The organism is Streptomyces griseorubiginosus (genome assembly GCF_001514195.1).
Taxonomy (GTDB): Bacteria; Actinomycetota; Actinomycetes; order Streptomycetales; family Streptomycetaceae; genus Streptomyces; species Streptomyces griseorubiginosus.
The window spans coordinates 60,711-81,140 of record NZ_KQ948750.1 but is presented as its reverse complement, the minus strand read 5'-3'; the positions used below and the strand labels follow the sequence as shown (position 1 = coordinate 81,140).

Here is a 20,430-nt window from a genome sequence, read left to right as displayed (position 1 = left end):
ACTGGCACGGGTGACGCTCATGGGTCGCACCGGTAGGCGTGTGTTAATTGGCGGCGGTTCGGGCGTTCGTCCCAGTGATAGGTCGTCCATGCCTGACGGATCAGGCTACGCACGGTGATGATGGTGTCGGGCAGCGGTCCCAGTCCCAGGTCGTCCAGGCGGTCAAGGGGCGGGGCGAGCAGCGGGGAGTCGTTACGGTTCGCTCCGGCCAGAACGCGGTCGATCGGGATGCCGTAACCGTCCGTCATGCCGGAGCGGTTCTGGCCCTGTTTGCCGGTCGACCGGGGAACGTCCGGTGGCTTCACCGCCGCCGGGGCTTGGGTGATGGAGCCGTCGACGGCGATCTGGTCGAGGACGAGGCCGATGACGCGGTTCCACAGCGCGATCCCGACGGCGTTCTCGTGCGCCGACGCGACCGCCACCACTACCGCAATCACCAGTCCGGACCGTCAACGGCCAGGCCGCGTTTGCGGCCCGGTATTTTGCCGCACCACCTTCACACAGGCGCGGTCACAGGCCGGGTTGGTCGCTGCTTGAGGCTGCAGACGACTGTTGGGCGTCTGTCACAGCCGACCCTGCTTCGGCCGTTGTCGTGCCGGGATCCGGAGGGTGAATCGGGCGCCGCCGAGGAGGCTGGGGCCGGAGGTCAGCATGCCTCCGTGGGCGTCGGCGATCCAGGAGGCTATGGAGAGGCCGAGACCGGTGGAGCCACCGCCGCTGTGGTAGCGCTGGAAGAGCGAATCTGCCAGTCCGGGTGGGATGCCAGGGCCTGCGTCGTCGAGTGTGAGCATGCCGTCGGCAGTGACGGTGATTTCGACCTCGGCGGGTCGGCCGGGGGCATGTCCGTGGGTGAGCGCGTTGCCGAGCAGGTTGGCGACGGCCCGCTGCAGGAGCTCGGGGTCGCCGACCACCACTGTCTCCTCGACCCGGACGGTGATCCGGTGCCCGTCAGCAGGGGTGTCGTCGACGACGGCCTCGACAAGTTGGTCGAGGCGCAAGGGTTCGCGGCACACTTGGGCGACACCGGCCTCGAGCCGGGCGCGGGTGAGGAGGGCGTCGAGGAGGTCGCCCATGCGGGTCGCCAGCCGGACAGTTCGGCGCAGTGCGGCGTCGCGGTCCTCGCCGTCCTGGTGAAGGGCGATCTCGGCGAGGGTGCGCAGGGAGGCGGCTGGGGTACGCAGGTCGTGGGCGGCCTCGGCGAGGAAGGCCTCCTGCTGCTTGAGAGCGGTGAGTGCGGGGCGGGTCGCCCGGCCGGACAGCAGGTGGCCGATGGGGGCGGACAGAAGAACGAGCAGGGCGCAGCCGACGCTGAGCAGGAATGCGAACCTGCGGTGTTGGGCTTCGTCGGCGGTGGTGTCGACTGCGGCCACGACCGTGCCGACGGGCTTGTCACCGTCGAGGCCGGGGAAGGCCTCGGCGCGCAGGCGTACGTGATGGCCGTCTTCGGTCTGCCCATCGGCCTTTGCGTCACCGTCCTTTATTGCGGCGGCGGCGACGCCCCGCAGGTCTGCCTCCCGCACCTTGGGGCAGTGGATGCCGGCGGCGCGCGTAGCGGCGAGTTCTGCGCCTGCCCGGGAGAAAACTGTCACCTGTGGGCAGGAGGCGTCGAACCCGTTGACCAGATCGTCGATGTCGGGCCGGGAAGGGTCGTTGAACCCGATCACGGAGATGACCAGGGATGTCTGCACGCTGAGGTCGTCGTCGGTGGCGGCGTGCCAGGCGGTGTCGTCGTGGCGGACCGCGAACAGGGTCAGGGTGACCAGACCCGTCGCGGTGGTGGCGGCGAACATGGTGGTGAGCCACCACCGCAGCCTGCGTATCCGGGTGGTGGCGGTCATCCGGCCGGGTCTGCTGCCTCGAGCCGGTAGCCCACGCCCCGGACGGTGTGGATCAACGGCGGATCGCCCAGTTTGCGCCGCAGTTGGGAGACCAGGACCTCGACGACGTTGGAGTTCGGTTCGGCCATCTCGTCCCAGCACTTCTCGACCAGGACGCCCCTCTGCACAGCCTGGTCGGCGTGAACCGCGAGGATCTCCAGGACGGCGAACTCCTTGCCGGTGAGCATGAGCCGCACGCCGGCGCGACGGACCTGACGCCGCGCGGTGTCGATCTCGAGGTCGCCCAGAACGTGCACGGGAGGCCGGAGTTGGCCGCTACGGCGGCACAGGGCGTGAACGCGGGCCACGAGTTCGGGCAGCGCGAAAGGTTTCACCAGGTAGTCGTCGCCGCCCCCGGCAAAGCCGTCGACCCGGTCCGTGAGGGAGTCCCTGCCGGTGAGAAACAGGATCGGCACCATTTGCCCGCTGCGGCGCAGGTCGCCGACAAAGTCGAGGGCATCGCCGGCGGGGAGCATCCGGTCGAAGATCACGCAGTCGTACCGGGTCACGAAGAGCGCTTCGTCAGCGGCGGGAAGGTCCGCGGCGACGTCGACCGCCAATCCGGCGCCGCGCAGCGCCGCAGCGATGGCGAATCGCAGGTCGGGGTCGTCCTCAACTACCAGTAGTCGCACGCGGTCAGGATAGCCACGCCGCGGATGGCCGGAAGTGTCTCATCAAAACCTCATCATCACTCAGCAAGTCTCAGGCATCGCCGGGGAGATGAGGAGAGGCGGTGAAGAGTCCACGGCCTGGCTTCCGTGGATGTCGGGACAGCACGGTGCCACAGGACCGACCGCGTCGTTGGAGAGCCGGCAACGGGCCGACGAGCCGTCACTCGCTGACGGCTTCGCGAGCCGCCGGCGGAAGCCGGACGGTTCAGCGAGCAGTACGCGCGGTACCGCACCGTCCATCTCCTGACCTCTGGCCGGAACGGCCCGACCGAGGCGGGATATGACGCTCATTCGAGCAGACATGTGTCTTCGTCTTCGCACCACAGCACAGGAGTCCACTTCATATGGCACGTATCTTCATCGTCGGTTCCGGTGTCGTGGGGACCGCTACGGGAAAAGGGTTCCTCGACGCAGGTCACAAGGTGACCTTCATCGACGTCGACGAGCAGCGGCTGGAGGCATTGCGCTCGCAGGGCCTGGACGCGCACAGCGACCTCGACCTGGTGGCCGAGCCGAGCTCCTTCATCTTCCTCACGCTGCCGACACCCAACGTGGGTCACGCCTATGACATGTCGGCCTTCGAGTCGGGTTCGGCCGCTGTCGGCAGGGCGCTGAGGAACGCCATCGAGTCCCATGTGGTGGTGGTGCGGTCGACGGTTCCGCCGGGCACGGCGGAGGGGTTCGTGCAGCCGACGTTGCAGGACCACTCGGGCAAGAACCCGGGTGACGGGTTCACGGTCGCGAGCAACCCGGAGTTCCTGCGTGCAGCCTCGGCGGTGGAGGACTTCCGGCATCCCTGGATGACGGTGGTGGCGGCCCGCAGCGCCCGGACCCGGGAACGGGTCGGTGAGCTGCTCCGGCCGTTCGGCGGTGACCTCCGCCTCTTCGCCGATCCGGCGGAGGCCGAACTGATCAAGTGCGCCCACAACATCTACAACGCCACGAAGATCAGTTTCTGGAACGAGATGTGGCGGGTGAGCAGGGAACTGGGGCTGGACCTGGATCCCATCGCCCGGACCGTGGCCCGCTCCGCGGAAGGCTCCATCAACCCTCTGTACGGAATCCGCGGCGGCGCCCCGTACGGCGGGGTGTGTCTGCCCAAGGACACCCAGGGCTTCCTGGGCGTGGCCGAGTCCGTCGGCCTGGACATGCCGCTGCTCAGGGCAGTGGTCGAGGTCAATGACCAAATGGCCCGGGAGGCCGAGGGGCAGGCCGGTGCGCTGAGCCCGAACGCCGCGTAGCTCGACGCTTTCCCAGACTGCCGGGGCCCGGGTGTGGCCCCCCCCAGGCCCCCCTCGCCTGGCCATCCGGGCCCCGGCCCCGTCCGCCCGCTCAGCGCTCGCTGCGGCCCCTGCCCGTGTGGCCGGCGCCGCCCGTCAGCTGTACGGAACCCACGAGAACAGGCACCATGAACGGACTTTTCGACGGCACCCTGGTGAATCTCCGGTACTACCTCGTCTACCTGCCGCTGGGCGTCCTCGGCCTGGTGCGCTGGAGCTGCTGGCTGGTACGTCGGGCGCCGGCCGCGCTGTACAAGCCGGTCCAGAACGACTTTCGGCTTCCGATGAGCGTCGTCGTCCCGGTTTACCAGGAAGATCCGGTGATCTTCGCCCGGGCGATCGAATCCTGGCTGGCCAACGACGTCGAGGAGGTCATCCTCGTCATCGACGCGACCGACCGGGCGTGTCAGGACATCGCCTTGCGGTACCCGGTGAGCGTCGTCATCACCGACGTGCCCGGAAAGCGGGACGCACTCGTGCGCGGCTGGGAGGCGGCCCGTACGGACCTGGTCGCCCTTGTCGACTCCGACACCATCTGGGCGGATGACGTGGCGGCCGAGGCATGCAAGCCCTTCGCCGACCCGAAGATCGGCGGAGTGGGTACCCGTCAGAACGTCTACAACCCCAGGGGTTTCCTCCAGCGGGTCAACGACATGTACCTGGACTACCGCTACTTCGACGAGAACGCCGCGCAGAGCGTGATGGGCCGGGCAGTGTCCTGCCTGTCGGGGCGCACGGCCGTCTACCGCCGGGAGTTGCTGCTGGAGATATCCGAGGATTTCATGGCCGAGACCTTCATGGGCGTGCCGTGCATGTCCGGTGACGACAAGCGGCTGACCACGCTGATTCTGGAGCGGGGGCACCTGGCCTTCATGCAGCGCTCCGCGCGGGTCTGGTCGACGTTCCCGGGTACCCTGCGGATCTTCCTCAAGCAGCGTTTGCGCTGGGCCCGCAACACCTGGCGGTCGGATCTGCGGGCGCTGTCGCGGCGCTGGGTCTGGCGGCACCCGTTCCTCGCCTTCACCCTGATAGACAAAGCGGTCAGCAGTTTCACGCTGCTGTTCGCCCCGGTGTTCATGACGCTCGCGGTGGTCCGCCAGGACTGGTTCTTCGTCGCCTGCCTGGCCGCGTGGTGGTGGATCAGCCGGGCCATGAAGATCCTTCCCCATCTGGTCCGGAAGCCGTCCTCGTTCTTCCTGGTCCCCGGCTTCGTCCTCCTGTCGTTCGTGATGGCCGTGGTCAAGCTGTGTGCCCTGGCCACCATCCGCAAGCAGCGCTGGCTCACCCGTCAGGTCTCCGTGGAGAACGGCGTCGTCGTACGCACCGGAAACAGTCGGCCTTTGGCCGTGGAGAGCGAGGTGGGCGCGTGAGGCACGTGTTCCGCAGCGGGTGCATGGCCGTGGCGGTGTTCACCGCCCTGGCGGCGGTCTTCGGTACGGCGTCCCCGGCGCAGGCCTCCGATCCCGCGGCGTCGGACCTCGCCGCCTGGCAGCGGACCGGGCAACCCGACCGGCTCCTGGTGGTCCGCCCGGGGGTGGTGGATCTGGTGCGTCACGGAATGCTGGAGTCCCGCCGTATTTCCGGGATGGGCGTTGTCCCCCTGAGCTGGCTGGTCAGAAACACCGGGTCGGAGTGGATCGGCCGGCCTGGCGGTGACCTCTCCGTCGTACAGATCAGGTCCGCAGTTCTGCTCAGCCCCGGGTCCGGCCTGCGGATCGGAGCGGTGACCAGGAAGGTGCTGTTCACCGCCGGCGACTCCACGGCCTCGGCGACATGGATACGGGGCAGCAGGGCGACGCTCGACATCCGCGACACCACCCTGGCCGTCACCGGTTCCGCTGGTGCCACCAGGGTGCGGCCGTACATCTCCATGGGGGCCGGAGGGCGGCTCGACATCACCGACAGCACCGTTTCCGGCTTCGGGCTCACCGGTCGGGCCTCATCGCGCTTCTCCGGTGTCACCTGGGGGAGGGGAAGTACCGGATCCGCTGTCGGCGCCAGGTTCGAAGGCAATCGCACCGGCCTGCGGCTGGAGGGCTCCACCGGTGTCCGCCTGGACAAGGTCACGGTCGAACACTCCCTGCAGGACGGGGTCGTGCTGAGCGGCGACACCAAGACCTCCGTCGCCGGGCTTGCTTCGCGGTCCAGCGGTCGCCACGGCGTCGTCGTCGGCGGCACCCCGGACCGCACCCTGTCCGGCATCACCACCGAGGACAGCGCGGGCGTCGGAATCCGGGCCACCCCGCAGAACGGCCTCGTCCTCGACGGCATCCAGTCCCGTTCCGACCGAGGAGGTGGCATACGGCTGCTGTCCTGCGCGGAGTGCACCGTCACCGGCGCGGCCGTGCGAGGCACGCAGGTCGCGGTTGCCGTCACGGGCCCCGGCAGCAGGGCGGTCGTCAAGGCGCCGCGCCTGTCGGGCAGTCGCACCGGGATCTCGTTGGACGAGGACATCGAGTCGGCCACCGTCACCGGCGGCACGGTGAGCGGTTGCCAGCGCGGCATTGCGGTCGCGGGGCCGAGGGTGACCGTCACCGGCACGCGGATCGAGAGCTGCCTCACCGGACTCTCTGTGAACGGCAAGGCCCGGCATGCAGCCTTGCACGAAGTGAGGATCGACGACTGCAGGACCGGGATGACGACGAGTGCCACCACCACCGATGTGTCGCTGACCGGTGTGCAGGTGACCAACACCTCCGGGAAGGGTCTGGTGTCCGCCTCACCGGGACTGCGGGTCACAGACGGCCACGTGTCCGGGGCGAGCACGGCCATCGACCTGGCAGCGCCGGCCCTCCTCGACAAAGTGACCATCACAGGAGCCCACCGGGGCATACACCTCACCCCAGGAGTCCGGGCGACGGGAACAGCGTTGGACGTCCTGGCCGAACGCAAGGGCATCGAAGCCGACCGGGGTGCCGTCATCGACATCACCGACTCCCGGGTACGCGCTCCGCTCGCCCTGGGGGGCGCAGGTCGCATCCTGCGCCACGGCCGCACGGTGGTCACTCTGCCGCCGTTCCCCTGGCTCGGCGCCGCGGCCATTCTCGCCCTCCTCACGGCGATCGCGCTGCAGACCGTCCACCAGGTGCGCCATCGCCACACACCCCGGCCTCAAGTCCCGCGCCATGTACGGAATACCGCGTGACCGCACGAAAGAACAGGAGCGCGTTCATGCATGCGAGGCGGCTCATCGTCTCCGGCGGGGCAGTGGCGCTCGCCCTGCTCGTCACCTTCCTGGTTTCGTTCGCCTCCGGGGACGAAACCCCCGAGCACGAAGGTCGCAACGTATCGCCGAGCCCTCCGGCCGCCATCAGGCTCAGCGACGACATGGCCGGTGTGCGTCAGTTCTTCGGCTCCCAGGTGCGGCCCGCGGAGCGGGGTTCGTTCGGGCTGTCGCGAGCGGTGTTCCTGCCGCGGCCCGACAGCCGCCTGGGACGCGTGGTGCGGGTGGAATACCCGGCCGGATCGGCCAGTCCCACCGTGTCCCGAGAGTTCGACCGGCCGGAGGGCGGGGCACAGCTGTACCTGCCTTTGACGGCCGGGCCCACCGACATGCTGTACCTGCGCTACTACGTGCGGTTCCCGCGCGGGTTCGACTTCGTCAAGGGCGGCAAGCTGCCCGGTCTGTACGGCGGCACCGTCACCAGTGGCCGACGCATTCCCAACGGCGAGGACGGGCTGTCCACCCGGTACATGTGGCGCAGCGGCGGTGACGCCGAGGTGTACGCCTACCTGCCGACTTCGGTGGAGCACGGCACGTCGCTGGGCCGAGGCGCGTGGCGCTGGCCCACAGGCCGCTGGACGTGTGTGGAGCAGGCCGTCCGGCTCAACACCCCGGGCCGCTCCGACGGCACGATCGACGTGAGCATCGGCGGCAGGAAGGTGCTGCACTCCGGCGGCCTGGAGTTCCGCACCGCGGGTCGGCTCGGCATCGACGGGATCTTCTTCTCCACCTTCTTCGGCGGCTCCGACCCCAGTTGGGCCACCTCCCGCACTCAGTACGCCGATTTCGCGGGCTTCGCCGTCTCCACCCATCCCATCGGCCCGCTGCGCGGAGCCTGATCCACCCCGTTCACCCTGTTCAGGAGGATGTTCACCATGTCCAGCAGCCCCGAATCCGTCGTGGCCGCCTCCGAGACCGTGCTGGTCCGTCAGGCCGTGATCCTCGCCGGCGGCCAGGCCAGTCGCCTGCGGCCGTACACGGACCGTCTCCCCAAGGTACTCGTCGAGGTCGCCGGCCGGCCCATCCTGCAACACCAGGTGCAGTGGCTGGCAGCTGAAGGCATCCAGGAAGTCGTCATCTCCTGCGGCTATCTCGCCGAGGTCCTCAAGGCGTACGTCGCCGCCAACCGGCTGCCGTTGCGCGTCCGCGTGGCCGTCGAGGACGAACCCCTCGGACGCGGCGGCGGCCTCAAACACGCGGCGCGTCAGCTGCCGTACCCCGGGGAGCGCTGGGTGGGCCTGAACGGAGACATCCTGACCCGTTTCTCACTGCGCGACCTGGCGAGCCGCCACGTGCAGCGTTGCGCATCGGCCACTGTGGCGGTCACCCCGCTCAAGTCACCGTACGGCGTGGTGGAGTTGAGCGACGACCGGGTCACCCGGTTCTCCGAGGCGCCGGTGCTGCCGCACTGGATCAACGCCGGTGTCTATCTCTTCGAGCCCGAGATCACCGGCCTGCTGCCGGATCTCGGAGACCACGAGGACACCACCTTCCCCGCCCTGGCAGAGCAGGACCGGCTGACGGCCTACCGCATCAACGGCTACTGGCGCGGCGTGGACAACGCCAAGGACCTCAGGACCGCGTCCGCGGAGATCACGGCGTCCGGCTGGCTCTCCACGCGCGAAGCGGCATGACCGCTGGCTGGAGAGGCCGTGGCGGCCCACGAGGGGCGTGGCCCGCCACGGCGGTTGCTCGACTCCGAGTGGGTTACGGGATGAAGCCGTAACCCAACTGCTTGGTCAGGTAGGTCTTGTTGCCCTTCAGGGACAGCACGAGCGTGCGTGCCAGGGTGCCGCCGAAGCGGGTCCCGCCGTTGGCGGTCGGAACGGTGTCGATGAAGCTCTCCACCAGCCCGTTGGGCATCACATAGTGCGAGTACTGCTGCGTCGGGGCGTCCTCCGGGTTGCCCAGGACCAGCGCGCTGGCGTTGAGCGGCTTGTAGTCGCTGCGCAGGGACGGACCGACGAACCCGTAGAGGCCGTCCCAGCCGCTCAGCCCCGGCGCGAACGTGAACTTGTGGCTGATGGTGAACAGGTAGTACTTGCCGTTGCGGATGACCAGGTGGGGCCGTTCGGTCTGCTGGTTCACGCAGTTGGCCGAGAGCAGCGGGGGTTGCAGCCGCCAGTTGCCCATGCTGTCGCTGTCAGCCGTGGCCAGCCCGATGTTGCCCGTGTAGTACTTCGAGTCCTCCGGCACTTCATGGCCGGACGGGACGTCACCAATGTCGCGCTCGGTGCACCGGTAGCTGCCGGCGGCACCCCCCGTATTGCCCTCGAACAGGATGTGGATCTTGCGGTCCCGGGGGTCTCGGAAGACGAACGGGTCGCGGAAGGCATAGATGATCGGGCCCGACTGGGACTGTGCCATGGTCTGGTACATCTTGCCGTCGGGCTCGGCGATGATGCGGTGGTTGCGGAACCCGTCGAACCACACATGGGTCTTGTCGGCGTGGATCCGACCGCTCGCCATCGCCAGGCGCTGCAGGGGATCGTTGGGGTCGACTCCACCGTTGTCGCGTCCGGAGGCGGTGTAGAAGGAGTACACCTTGTCTCCGACGAGGGCCGCTGAGCCGGCCCACTGACGAGAGCCGAACGCGGTGCCGGGCTGGAACAGATCGCCGCCGTACTTCCAGCTCTTGGCGTCACGCGAGTAGTAGTAACCGATCTTCGCGTACCAGTGCCGGTCACCGAAGGGGACCGAGCGCGGGGCCGTCAGCGCGAAGATGACGTGCCAGCCCTTGTAGGTGGCGGTCTTCGTGTCGAGTTTGGTGAGCGGCCAGGTGTCCCACTGCCACACCTTGTCGCTGATCACCGGAAAGTCGGGCGACACACGAGGGGCGGTGTTGGTCCTGTCCTGGCGCAACTTCAACGCGTCCGCGCGGGACCAGACGGCGGTGTAGTCGTCGTCCGCGCTGTACTGCCGCGATCCTGTCTGCAACGCAGCCGATGTGTCGGCGGAAGCCGGTGTCGCCATACCGCCCAGCGCCACGAGGGCAGTTAACCCTGTGGCCAGCCGGAGAAGTACTCTTCGCGCTTTGCGCATGCGTCGTCCTTCCGGAGGGGGTGCTCGAATGGAACAGAGACGGAAGCAATCGAAAGCGCGGCTACCCCCCTTCTCACCTGACACTCCATCACCTCTCGCCACTGGCAATGAACCTTTGGTGCCAGGGAGTTGAACGGCATGGAGCTCTCAGGAGGCGTATCTCTACCGATCTCGGAACATGAGGATCGAGCGAGTTCCTTCGCACCCGGTACCGGGACCTGACCGGAGTCTGGTCCGCCATTCGTGGTGATCGTGCAGAGAATCGCCGAACTCCTCCGACGGGCGTGGTTCGGTGCTGCGCGCACGGAACTCCTGGCCTTCGCCCGGGCCCGCTACGGCTACGGCTGCGATGACGGTGACGACCCGATCGCGTACGGCTGTCTGGGCAACGGTCCCTGTTTTCCCCGGGCGTTTCTCGACGACTACGCAGCCGCCGACCCGCCCGCCCTCGGCAACGACGAGCTCCGCTACCCGTTGTTCGTCCGGCTTCTGGGTTATCCGGTGGCCGACACCGGATTCCGGCACGCCTGGCACTGCCCCGCGGATGACCCGTACTTCAACGTCCTGGGGGACAGGAACATCACGCGGGAGACGATTGCTGCTGAGCCGGCGAAACCGGACGGCCGCCGCGCCTTCCACCCCGTCCGCCCGCCTCTGCGCGGCGCGTATTGATGAAGCGCACGCATGGCCCCCAGGCGGCCCGCACGGACTCCATGCAGCACTGGAAAAGCGGGTTCTCTGGGCCATTCAGTGTGGCACGAGGGAGAATTCGGAAGCTCCGTGCAGCTCAGCGCTGGTGTCGTTGACGACATCTGGCACAACAGGTGTGGCGCTGTCGCTGCATGGAGGGATCACGCCTCGCGGTCCCGGACGGTTTGGTCAGCCGTGACGCGCGAGCTTGACTGCGGACACGAGGATGACCACGGCAAGCATGGGGCTGAGCGCCAGGTCCGAGAACAGGCCGAGCAGCAGAGCGAGCGCCCAGCAACACCGGCGATCGAGTCCGTGACCTTGAGCAGGGTGGAGCGGCGGGAGCCCAGCCCGTGAAGCTGCCACGCTGCCGAAGGTGTCACAGGCCTCCCCGTACGCGCCGACGAGGGAGAAGTCCCAGGCCAGGAATTCTGGCCCTCCGGCGGGAGTCACGGGAACTCACGGGATGTCGCACAGCGGTGCTGCTGCCCCCGCAGGTGCGATCCGCGAGGGTGCTGATGCCCTCGACCTTGTCGGCGTGGTCCCGGACGGTGCCGGGGCGCCTCCGAACGGCGTAGGACGCCAAGCCGATCGGAGGAGTGGCCCCTCGTGGTGCAGAGTGGAGCGGCTTTCAGCAGGTTCCGCCGCCGCCGCTGACGAGACGAAGGCTGAGGTGCGGGCCGGCCGACGGTGTTCCGTGGATCGGTGCCTCCCAGGTGCGGCCGAGGGGATCCGCACCGAGCAGGGTCGCGATGCTCGGGTAGTAGGCCTGGCCCATGTTGCTCACGTTGCTGGACCACTTGAGGACGAGTTCGTCTTCGAACGGCACATGCATCGAGGAGGCACGCTCCACGGCGATCTTGGCGGTGAAGCCTCCGACGAGAGGGTTCGCCCGGGTGCGGTCGAGTGGGGCGAAGCAGGAGCCGTTGGCGCTCCGGACGGCCCTGGTCGCGTTGGTGATCTGTCCGGTCAGTTCCCCGCGGACCGCCGACTTGACGAGTTCGATACGGACGGGGAGGGTCGCGCGGGAGGCGTAGTCGCCCTGCCGGGTGCGGACACCGATGGTGCCTTCCAGGGCCCGGCCGGCGAAGGAGGCCTGCAGGACGGGGTTCTCGTCGATGTCCGCGACCGGTTTGATCTTGGTGACGGTGCCCTTGGAGATCGTCGCGAGGTACACGGTGTTCGCGTAGGCCGTACGGCCGTTTTCGGCGTCCGCTTTCAGTTGCCTGGCGAGGGCGACGGCGAGGGGCAGATCGCCGCCGCGGGTGTGGAACGTCGCTTCGCCACGATTGAAGGCTCCGTAGCGCTCGATGCGGGACGGGTCGCCCGGCAGTCGGATCGGCTTCTTTCCCGCGAACACTTTCGTGCAGTGCACGACGCCGTTTCGCTGCGTGGAAGCCGCGCAGATTTCGGAGAGAGCCTTCGGCGAGGCGCTGTTCCCGGGCGGGACGATGGCCGCCTGGCTGGTCCCGCATCCGGCGAGCACAAGGGCAGCGAGCACGCCGGCCGTCGCCGAACGCCTGACACGAAAGCTTTGATTGGTCGTGTTCATGGCGGCAAGCTTGCTGGGCGGTGCCTGAAGCGGTTCTGAGGGCCGTCTTCAGGATTTTTTCAGCTCGGATGGCGGAAACTGAGCGGATGCGCCTGCTTCTGGTCGAGGACGAACAACGACTCGCCGACGTCATCAAGTCCGGACTGGTGGACAAGGGGTTCGCCGTCGACGTGGTCGGTGACGGAATTGAGGCCGTCTGGATGGCCGGTGAGCACCAGTACGACGCGATCGTGCTGGACGTGATGCTGCCGGGCCTCAACGGCTTCGCCGTGTGCCGGAAGCTGCGCGAAGCCGGCGACTGGACACCGATCATGATGCTGACCGCGATGGACGGTGAACTCGACGAGGTCCAGTCACTGGACAGCGGCGCGGACGACTACCTGGCCAAACCGTTCTCTTTCGCGGTGCTGCTGGCGCGCCTGCGGGCGCTCGTCCGCCGCGGGGCGCAGGAACGGCCCGCCATCATCGAGGTGGGGGATCTACAGGTGGACCCGGCGGCTGCATGCGCCCGGCGCGGCGGCGTACACATTGCGCTGACTCCCAAGGAGTTCGCGGTGCTGCATCTGCTGTGCCGCCGGGCCGGCCAGGTGGTGACCAAGGCGGAACTGCTCCAGCGTGCCTGGGACTTCGCCTTCGAGGGCGATCCCAACATCGTCGAGGTCTACATCAGTGCCCTGCGCCGGAAGATCGACGCGCCGTTCGGAGTCCGTACCCTGACGACAGTGCGAGGCAGCGGCTATCTTCTGGAGCTTCCGTGAACCGGCTGTCGGTGCGCACGCGGGTGACCCTTGCCGCGTCCGTCATGGTGGCCACAGTGCTGACCGCGGCGTCCCTCGTGCTGATCCTGACGTTGCGCGACAGTCTGCAGGGTGGCGTCGCCGACGAGGCCGCCCGAAAGGTCAGGGCCAGCGCCGCCGCCCTCAAAAGGGACCCGCCCATCGTCGCGGCTCCACCACCTGGCGAGGACGGCAGCGCCGAGCCGACGCCGGAACGCAGTGGGAACGGCGCCGGCCCGGGCAAGGAGAAGGTGGTCCTGGCCGACGGCTATGCGACCGCGAGCACGGTGGTGGTCACCGCCGACGGCCCGGTGACAGTGAAGGCCCGGGTCTCGCTGGCCCCCGTTCAAAACGCCCTCGGCGTGCTCGAGCAGTTGCTCCTGGTGGGTGTCCCGGCGTTGGCGGTGCTGATGGCCGTCATGACATGGCAGTTGATGGGCCGGGTGCTCGCCCCCGTGGAATCGATCAGGTCCACCTTTGCCGACATCACTGCCAAGAACCTCCACCGTCGTGTGCCCGAGCCCGTGACCCGCGACGAGGTGGCACGCCTGGCCCGGACCATGAACGTCACCCTGGGGCAGCTGGAGTCCGCGGTCGAGCGACACAAGCAGTTCGTCGCCGACGCCGCCCACGAACTGCGCAACCCGGTCGCCACGCTGAGCGCCCGGCTCGAACTCGGGATGCCACAGGCACCCGACCTCGTCACCGAAGCACTCACGGACGTGGCCCGCATCAAGGAGCTGACCGGTGATCTGCTGCTCCTTGCCCGGCTCGACGGCGGGGAGCCACTGGTCGGCACCGATGTCGATCTGGCGCAGGTCGCGGCCGAGGCCGCCGCACGCCCGGCCCCCGTGAAGATCGCACTGGAGCTGGAGTCCGACGTCGTCGTGTCCGGCTCCCGCTCGCACCTGGAACGCATGGTCGCCAACCTCGTCGCCAACGCGGTCCGCCACGCCTCCTGCCAGGTCACCATTCGCGTCACGGCCGACGGGCTCGACGTCATCGACGACGGCCCGGGCATCCCGGCCGCCTCCCGTGAGCGGGTGTTCCAGCGCTTCCACCGCCTGGACGAGGCCCGGGCCCGTGACGCGGGCGGATCGGGGCTCGGCCTGGCCATCGCCCGCGACATAGCCACCGCCCACGGCGGAACCTTGACGGCCCAGGACACACCGCAGGGTGCGCACCTGTCGTTCCGCATCACCGCACCGGACGGACCGAAAGGCCCGACTGGCCGGTCGGCCCGCGCGCGGAAAGGTCCGGTCTGACCGGGCCGTTGCGACGCATGCCCGGCTACCCGGCCTGTTCGCCTGAGCCTGACGAACAGGAGGCATGCGCGAGCAACGCAGACCCCAACAACCTCATGCCCCCACCCTGACTGGCGGACCACCAGCGGGATACACGGCTCCGATGTGTGCGATGAGCTGCTTGCTGAGCGCAAATGAACGCGGCCGCATCCGTAGCGAGAAATGCGTCGGCCGGGGCAGGCTGCCCCCTCCAGGCCGCAGCCTGCCCGCACCTCCCGACCAGCGACCTTCCACGGCGGCTCGTACGGCACGCTGCTCGGCGGACAGTACGCCGAGACCTACCCGCGCCATGTGCGCGCGATGGTGCTGGAGAGCGTCATCGACCACAGCGTCCCCACTACCCGTGACTTCCTGCACGCCGAGGCGGCCACGGCGCATGACTCGTTCCTGGAGTTCGTGAAGTGGTGCCAGCGTGCCACGGACTGCGCACTGCACGACTGAGACGTCCGTACCGTCTGGCGGGGCCTGTTGGCCCGGGCGGAGCGCGGCGAGCTGGAGGACCCGACGAAGCCGGCTCCTCGGTGTCGTCCTCGGACCTGGTCAACAAGATCGCGTTCCGGAACAAAAAGCTCTTTAGACATGGTCTCAGAACTGATGGTGTGTCGGTCCCGGATGGATCGGCTCTGAGCGGGGATCGTCGGGTATTTGGTGACGAGACGGCAGGAAAGCCTGATCGATGATCGGCTCTGGGAACTGGTAGAGCCACTGATCCCGGAACGGCCGCCACCAAAGGGTCCAGCGGGGAGGCCACGGATCGATGATCGTGCCGCGCTGGAAGGGATCGTGTTCGTGCTCAGCACCGGTTGCCGTTGGCGCGACCTGCCTCAGAAGTTGGGCTGCGGGTCCGGACACACCGCGTGGCGACGATTGCGGGAGTGGCAGGATGCCGCGGTTTGGGATCGGGGAGGCAAATCCGGTTCGAAGTGCCACATCTTGTGCGACCGCAACGGACTTCCCCTGCACGTACTTGCCTCGGCGGCCAATACCCACGACAGCCAACTGTTCGTCCCGCTGTTGGAGACCAACCCGGGCGTACCCCATGGTCGTGGCCGACCGCGCCGGCGCCCGGACAAGCTGCATGCCGACAAGGGCTACGACTACCGCCCCTGCCGCAGCTACCTGCACCGCCGCGGAATCGGCGTCGGCATCGCCCGACGCGGCGTGGAAGACCCCGCCCGGCTCGGTCGGGTGCGCTGGGTAGTCGAGCGCACCGTCTCGTGGCTGTTGCGGTTCAAACGCCTCGGGCTGCGCTACGACTGTACCGAGGCCACCTACGCCCGCTGCTGACTCTCGCCGCCTCGATCATCAACCTCCGGCGCCTGCTGCAAACCGAATCCTCATCGTCCGTCACCCCAGCCGCGTGAGCAACGACGACACGGTTAGCCCCCGGTCACTGAGAATCAATGCGTACCAGGAGTCCGAGACGACGCGGGTCAGCCTGGCGTACAGCTCGACGGGGTTGCCGCCCGGACTCAGCTTCTGTCCGATTGGGGTTCCTCAGCGGACGCCGTTCATGTTGCTGCTACCAGTGTCGTTCTCCGAACCTCGCTGGCAGCCGGATGCTCGGGCAAGAGCGGCTCGATCGCCGCATACACGGCGTCTACAACCTCGCGTTCGAGTGCGCGCATCATGGTGGGAACCTCCCCGGTCGTCGGCTATGGATCGCACTCGGTATGAAAACCGAGCCAACCCGCCGACCGGCGGATGGTCACCTATCCGCGCGAGTCCTTGGTTCGCTGCTGGCGTCGTTGACGACTTCCCGGGGGTGAGTCCGTGCGCTGGCTGCCCAGTTGACGAGCCCGCGGCAAGATCCGCGTCATCGGAGCCCCCGTCATGGGGAAGGGATCGCAGGCTGCAGATCGCGTTCGCGCCAACACGCGGCGAGACTCCGGAACTCAGGAGTCGCCGCTCACCGACCGATGCTGACGTGGCCGATGGGCCTGCGTTCCGAAGCGACCCACGGTCGCGACCTGATCAGTCGACGGGTTACTGGTCGAAGAACGTCTTCAGTACACGGGCCATGAGTTCGGGGGCGACGACGTGTCCCTGCCCGTCGAGCGTGTGTCGTTCGGTCTGGGGGGTGGCAGCGGCTATCGCTTTCGCGGCGCGGTCGAAGAAGTCGGTCGGGAGGCCTGCCATCTGGGGCTCGGTGATCGGACCCTCGGTGGTCACCAGGACCGACTGAGTGATGCGGGCAAGTCGGTTCGTGGGGATCTTGTAGTCATTGAGGACCATGGCGTCCTTGACGAGCGTGTGGGCGAGCGCGACGGACAAGGCCCAGTACGGGTGCTGTTTGCCAGCCGCGATGTCCGCGTCGGGTCCGCCGGTAAGCCTCATGAACAGTTCCAGCATCTCCTCGTCCCGCCCGGCTTTGTATGCCTCGTGGGTGTCCGCGAGGTACTGGTTGAACCTCGGCCACAGGTCGTCCCCGATCACGTAGGGCACATCCCACACCGCGATCTTGTCGATCGCCGAACCTGCCGCTGCTGCCTCCAGCGCGAGGGCGCCGCCAGATGAGGCGCCGTACAAGTGAGCTGAGCCGCCGGCTGTCGCAATCAGCGCGTCGAGGTCTTCCACCTCCCGCGCCACGGCGTACGGCGGTGTATTGCCGCTGTCGCCCCGGCCGCGTCGTGCGTAGTTGTAGACCGTGAAATGGTTGGCGAGGAGCCGGGCCAGCGGCGCGTTCTCAGCGCCGTCGTCCAGGGTGCCGCCGACGAGGATCACCGCCGGGCCAGTGCCTTTCCGGTCGTAGGCGATCCTCGTACCGTCGGCGGACGTCACACGAAGTGTCATCTCGTTCACCGCTTCTCTCCATATCTCGATGCGTGGTCGTCACCGTCGGAGCATGTTGACCCGCGCCGTGTGTAGCCGATGACGGTTCCGTAGGCTCAGGTCACGATTCATACTCCTAATTTAGGAGCATTCACTCCTGTTGTCTAGTACACTCGGGTGCATGAGCAAGAAGCGGGTGTTCGACGACCCCTGCGGCATCGCGCGAGCGCTGAACGCGGTCGGCGAGCGGTGGGCGCTGCTCGTCGTGCGGGAGCTGGTCTTCGGCCCGAAGCGCTACTCCGACCTGCACCGCGGGCTGCCGCAGATGAGTCAGAACGTCCTCGCGCAGCGGTTGCGCGAGCTCGAAGCCGACGGCCTGGTGCGGCGAAGGCGCCTGGGACCGCCTGCGCCCGCCGCCGTGTATGAACTCACCGAGCGCGGGCAGGAACTGGAGCCCGTGCTCCGCGCGCTCGCCCACTGGGGCAGCCGCGCACCGCTGCCCGAGGACGGCGCGGCGGAACTGAGCGTCGACGCGCTGCTGTTCGCCCTGCGCGCGACCTTCGATCCGGCACTGGCGGGTGAGCTGTCGCTGCGCTGCCAGCTGGACGTCGCGGGCGACCGGTTCCGCGCCACCGTTGCGGGCGGACGCCTCGAGTTGGACCGCGGTGAGCACGCCGACCCCGATGCGTGGCTGACCGTGCCGGAGGCGGCGACATTGCGCGATCTGGTGTTCGCCGGTGCGGCGCTGCACGACGCCGTCGAGCGGGCAGACACCGAAGTGGCGGGCGATACCGAGCGGCTCGCCGCGCTGCTGCGCTGCTTTCCCGCAGCCGTGCGGTATCCGGCGCCACAGGACCCCGAGCCGCCGGATCCCGTATCACCTGACCCCGGATCACCGAACGCCGAACTCCCGGATCCCGCCGTCAGCGCAGGAAGTCGTCGGGGGTGAGCGGCAGTCCGCGGACCCCGGACACCGGTGGCGAGGTTACGCCGGCCGACAGACTCCGCGGGCTCGCGGAACTCATCGCCGAGACGACAACGCACCACTTGGATAGCGACCCGCAGCTCAACGCCAGGCGCTGGTCCACGACCGAGCATGATCGACTTGTTGCAGTAGCCCATCCCCATAAGAACCAGCCGAGCAGTTCTGAGACCAAGTCTTAACCGCTTCCGCTACGACGGGAAGGGCGCCCGGCGAGCACCGAGCGCCCTTCGCGTTTCCGCTCCGCTCACGCTCAGCCGCGGAAGCCGGACATCCCCCGCAGGGGGCTGCCGCCCGGCGCGGTGGCCGGCTGCTCCGTGCGCATGGCGGACGTCGCCGTGCTCAGCGGCTTGGGGTCGGGGTTCTTCTGGCAGATCGCGTCCGCGGTGCCGTGGCCGCGGGGGACCGTGCCGTCGGTCAGGTACGTGGCGAGGTACTTGTCGAGGCAGGCGTTGCCGCTCAGGGTGATGCTGTGGTTGCCGCCGCCCTGCTCGACGACCAGGCTGGAGTGCTTGAGCAGGCGGTGGACGGTGACGCCGCCCTGGTAGGGGGTGGCCGCGTCGTTGGTCGCCTGGAACAGGAGCACCGGCGGGAGCTTGGAGTTGGCGACGTTCACCGGCTTCAGGGTCTTCGTGGGCCAGAAGGCGCACGGCGCGTTGTACCAGGCATTGGCCCAGGTACTGAACGGAGCCTTCTTGTACACCGCCCAGTTGTCCTTCTCCCACTGCTTCCAGTCCCGCGGCCAGGACACGTCCTGGCACTGCACGGCGGAGTAGACACTGAAGCCGTTGTCACCGGAGGCATCGGTCGCCCCCCACGTGTCGAACGCCTTGACCAGCGGGGCGGGGTTGTGGTCGTTGACGTACGCGGCGAACACCGGGGCGAGGTAGGGCCAGTAGCCGTTGTAGTAACCGCCGTTTATGAAGAGGTTCACCAGCTCCGCGGCGCCCACCTTGCCGCCCGCGGGATTCTTGGCGAGCTCGGCCTGCATCGTGTACCACTTGGCCTCTACCACGGCCGGATCGGTGCCCAGCTTGTACGTCGAGTCGTACTTGGCGATCCACGCCATGAACGCCTTGTGCCGGGCGTCGAAGCCGTAGTCCTGCTCGATGTTGCCGTCGTACCAGACCTTGTCGGGGTTCGTGATCGAGTCCAGGACCAGGCGGCGCACCCGGTTCGGGAAGAACTTGGCGTAGATCTGGCCCAGGTAGGTACCGTACGAGTAGCCGAAGTAGTTGATCTTCTTGGCGCCGAGAGACTTGCGGATCGAGTCCATGTCCTTCACGGCGCTGATCGTGTTGACGTACGGCAGCACATCGGAGTACTTCCTGCCGCATGCGGCGGCGAAGGACTTCGCGCGCTCCAGGTTGGCCTTCTCGAGCGCGGGCGTACTGGGAACGCTGGCGGGGCGCACCGGGTTGAAGTAGCCCGGCTCGCAGTCCAGGGCCGGCTGGCTCTTGCCGACGCCCCGCGGGTCGAAGCCGATGACGTCGTACTGGGCCGCGGCCGCCTTGGGCAGCCCGGACGCGACGAATCCGGCGAGCGTGAGTCCGCTGGAACCGGGGCCGCCCGGGTTGACCAGCAGCGGGCCCTGGAACCTCTTCGCGGTGTGCGGAACCCGGGACAGGGCCAGCGTTATCTTCCGCCCCTGCGGCTTGGCGTAGTCCAGCGGCACCTTCACGGACCCGCACTCGAGTGTCGGGTAGTCGTCGGTGCCGCACTTCTTCCAGGTGACCTTCGCCGTCTGGACGGCGTTCGCGGAAGTCGGCGTTCCGGCCTCGGCGGGAGCGGCCGTGAGCGTGCCGGCCAGGACGACGGCCGTGCCGCACAGCACAGCTGCGCTGTTCTTCATGAAGTTCTCTCAGAACGTGGGGAGTTGGGCGGGACCGGAAAGTTCATGATCCCGACCGGAGTCTTTCGGAGAAGTGCGAACACAGAAAACATCCGGAGCGAAGTTTTGATATGCCTTTAACCTCGGTTCTTCAGCGGCTGTGAGTGCTCAGCCGCGCCATCGGTTCGCTCTGTTCGTTCCGCGTGATCGTGGACCGGGCCTCGCGTGTCGTTGCGGCTGCGCCGGGGTTTCGCGGCCCGCGCGGCCGGAGGTCGTGCAGGTCTGCTCCTTTCCTTGTCTTGCCGGGCAGGTGGCTGGTCGTCAGGCGACGGCGGGGGTGGTCGGTGAGTCGGGCGGGCAGGTCGTAGAGGCGAAGCGCATGGTGTCCGGCTCGGCGTGGGCCAGGTCGTCGATGTCGTGCAAGGCCGGC

Annotated in this window: 15 protein-coding genes and 3 pseudogenes; 11 read left to right on the top strand and 7 right to left on the bottom strand. The window is 68.1% G+C overall.

The genetic code is table 11. The annotated features are described in order from the left end of the window. Positions 1-17: 17 nt before the first annotated feature. The 3 genes and pseudogenes from AQJ54_RS41455 to AQJ54_RS41445 form a co-directional block, all read right to left on the bottom strand. Positions 18-392, bottom strand: a pseudogene (locus AQJ54_RS41455) (IS5/IS1182 family transposase); the annotation flags it as partial. Between the two features lie 171 nt (positions 393-563). Next, the gene (locus AQJ54_RS41450) at positions 564-1,838 is read right to left on the bottom strand and encodes a sensor histidine kinase (protein ID WP_062246645.1); all 1,275 of its coding nucleotides are present in this window, start codon (positions 1,836-1,838) and stop codon (positions 564-566) included. After that, on the bottom strand, positions 1,835-2,509 hold the full coding sequence (locus AQJ54_RS41445; protein ID WP_062019140.1) for a response regulator transcription factor: 675 nt from the start codon (positions 2,507-2,509) through the stop codon (positions 1,835-1,837). The genes AQJ54_RS41450 and AQJ54_RS41445 overlap by 4 nt, the downstream gene beginning before the upstream one ends. A gap of 383 nt (positions 2,510-2,892) precedes the next feature. Here AQJ54_RS41445 and AQJ54_RS41440 point away from each other — a divergent pair, with 383 nt between their 5' ends. The 5 genes from AQJ54_RS41440 to AQJ54_RS41420 all read left to right on the top strand — a co-directional run bounded on the left by AQJ54_RS41440 (position 2,893) and on the right by AQJ54_RS41420 (position 8,685). Next, positions 2,893-3,789 (top strand): nucleotide sugar dehydrogenase, encoded by an 897-nt coding sequence (locus AQJ54_RS41440; protein WP_062246637.1) that lies wholly within the window; start codon positions 2,893-2,895, stop codon positions 3,787-3,789. Between the two features lie 167 nt (positions 3,790-3,956). Beyond that, positions 3,957-5,198 (top strand): glycosyltransferase, encoded by a 1,242-nt coding sequence (locus tag AQJ54_RS41435; protein ID WP_062019138.1) that lies wholly within the window; start codon positions 3,957-3,959, stop codon positions 5,196-5,198. Next, positions 5,195-6,973, top strand: a complete 1,779-nt coding sequence (locus tag AQJ54_RS41430) for a right-handed parallel beta-helix repeat-containing protein (RefSeq protein ID WP_159055659.1) — start codon at positions 5,195-5,197, stop codon at positions 6,971-6,973. The genes AQJ54_RS41435 and AQJ54_RS41430 overlap by 4 nt, the downstream gene beginning before the upstream one ends. 26 nt (positions 6,974-6,999) lie before the next feature. Continuing rightward, entirely contained in the window at positions 7,000-7,890 is an 891-nt protein-coding gene (locus AQJ54_RS41425) for a polysaccharide lyase (RefSeq protein WP_062019136.1), read from the top strand. Between the two features lie 36 nt (positions 7,891-7,926). Beyond that, the gene (locus AQJ54_RS41420; protein ID WP_062246720.1) at positions 7,927-8,685 is read left to right on the top strand and encodes a nucleotidyltransferase family protein; all 759 of its coding nucleotides are present in this window, start codon (positions 7,927-7,929) and stop codon (positions 8,683-8,685) included. A 73-nt stretch (positions 8,686-8,758) separates the two neighbouring features. Here the strand turns inward: AQJ54_RS41420 and AQJ54_RS41415 are convergent, their stop codons facing one another. Beyond that, positions 8,759-9,988: a glycoside hydrolase family 68 protein gene (locus AQJ54_RS41415; RefSeq protein ID WP_063806515.1), complete on the bottom strand. Its 1,230-nt coding sequence runs from the start codon at positions 9,986-9,988 to the stop codon at positions 8,759-8,761. 351 nt (positions 9,989-10,339) lie between these two features. Between AQJ54_RS41415 and AQJ54_RS41410 the strand changes: the two genes are divergently transcribed. Continuing rightward, positions 10,340-10,765: a hypothetical protein gene (locus AQJ54_RS41410; protein WP_159055658.1), complete on the top strand. Its 426-nt coding sequence runs from the start codon at positions 10,340-10,342 to the stop codon at positions 10,763-10,765. Between the two features lie 649 nt (positions 10,766-11,414). Here AQJ54_RS41410 and AQJ54_RS41400 read toward each other — a convergent pair. Further along, entirely contained in the window at positions 11,415-12,335 is a 921-nt protein-coding gene (locus AQJ54_RS41400; protein ID WP_159055657.1) for a hypothetical protein, read from the bottom strand. Between the two features lie 86 nt (positions 12,336-12,421). On the opposite strand from AQJ54_RS41400, the gene AQJ54_RS41395 reads away from it, so the two are divergent. The 4 genes and pseudogenes from AQJ54_RS41395 (at position 12,422) to AQJ54_RS44620 (ending at position 15,779) form a co-directional block, all read left to right on the top strand. Further along, complete coding sequence (locus tag AQJ54_RS41395) at positions 12,422-13,093, top strand: response regulator transcription factor (protein WP_062246626.1); 672 nt, start codon at positions 12,422-12,424, stop codon at positions 13,091-13,093. Beyond that, on the top strand, positions 13,090-14,376 hold the full coding sequence (locus AQJ54_RS41390; protein WP_079070291.1) for a sensor histidine kinase: 1,287 nt from the start codon (positions 13,090-13,092) through the stop codon (positions 14,374-14,376). Before AQJ54_RS41395 ends, AQJ54_RS41390 begins: the two co-directional genes overlap by 4 nt. A gap of 255 nt (positions 14,377-14,631) precedes the next feature. Further along, positions 14,632-14,978: pseudogene (locus AQJ54_RS47930) on the top strand (alpha/beta fold hydrolase); the annotation flags it as partial. Positions 14,979-15,060: 82 nt separating this feature from the next. Continuing rightward, a pseudogene (locus AQJ54_RS44620) lies at positions 15,061-15,779 on the top strand (IS5 family transposase). 622 nt (positions 15,780-16,401) lie between these two features. Here AQJ54_RS44620 and AQJ54_RS41375 read toward each other — a convergent pair. Further along, a complete protein-coding gene (locus AQJ54_RS41375; RefSeq protein WP_059193854.1) occupies positions 16,402-17,208 on the bottom strand; it encodes an alpha/beta fold hydrolase in 807 nt (268 codons plus the stop codon). A 160-nt stretch (positions 17,209-17,368) separates the two neighbouring features. Here AQJ54_RS41375 and AQJ54_RS41370 point away from each other — a divergent pair, with 160 nt between their 5' ends. Next, positions 17,369-18,136 (top strand): winged helix-turn-helix transcriptional regulator, encoded by a 768-nt coding sequence (locus AQJ54_RS41370; protein ID WP_063806514.1) that lies wholly within the window; start codon positions 17,369-17,371, stop codon positions 18,134-18,136. Between the two features lie 286 nt (positions 18,137-18,422). On the opposite strand, the gene AQJ54_RS41365 is transcribed toward AQJ54_RS41370, so the two are convergent. Continuing rightward, positions 18,423-20,021: an alpha/beta hydrolase gene (locus AQJ54_RS41365; RefSeq protein WP_062246622.1), complete on the bottom strand. Its 1,599-nt coding sequence runs from the start codon at positions 20,019-20,021 to the stop codon at positions 18,423-18,425. Positions 20,022-20,430: the final 409 nt, after the last annotated feature.

Bases quoted from the DNA above. Each gene is read 5' to 3' on its own strand.
- AQJ54_RS41450 (WP_062246645.1), bottom strand. From the start codon at position 1,838: ATGACCGCCACCACCCGGATACGCAGGCTGCGGTGGTGGCTCACCACC.
- AQJ54_RS41440 (WP_062246637.1), top strand. From the start codon at position 2,893: ATGGCACGTATCTTCATCGTCGGTTCCGGTGTCGTGGGGACCGCTACG.
- AQJ54_RS41435 (WP_062019138.1), top strand. From the start codon at position 3,957: ATGAACGGACTTTTCGACGGCACCCTGGTGAATCTCCGGTACTACCTC.
- AQJ54_RS41425 (WP_062019136.1), top strand. From the start codon at position 7,000: ATGCATGCGAGGCGGCTCATCGTCTCCGGCGGGGCAGTGGCGCTCGCC.
- AQJ54_RS41420 (WP_062246720.1), top strand. From the start codon at position 7,927: ATGTCCAGCAGCCCCGAATCCGTCGTGGCCGCCTCCGAGACCGTGCTG.
- AQJ54_RS41400 (WP_159055657.1), bottom strand. From the start codon at position 12,335: ATGAACACGACCAATCAAAGCTTTCGTGTCAGGCGTTCGGCGACGGCC.
- AQJ54_RS41395 (WP_062246626.1), top strand. From the start codon at position 12,422: ATGCGCCTGCTTCTGGTCGAGGACGAACAACGACTCGCCGACGTCATC.
- AQJ54_RS41375 (WP_059193854.1), bottom strand. From the start codon at position 17,208: ATGACACTTCGTGTGACGTCCGCCGACGGTACGAGGATCGCCTACGAC.
- AQJ54_RS41370 (WP_063806514.1), top strand. From the start codon at position 17,369: ATGAGCAAGAAGCGGGTGTTCGACGACCCCTGCGGCATCGCGCGAGCG.
- AQJ54_RS41365 (WP_062246622.1), bottom strand. From the start codon at position 20,021: ATGAAGAACAGCGCAGCTGTGCTGTGCGGCACGGCCGTCGTCCTGGCC.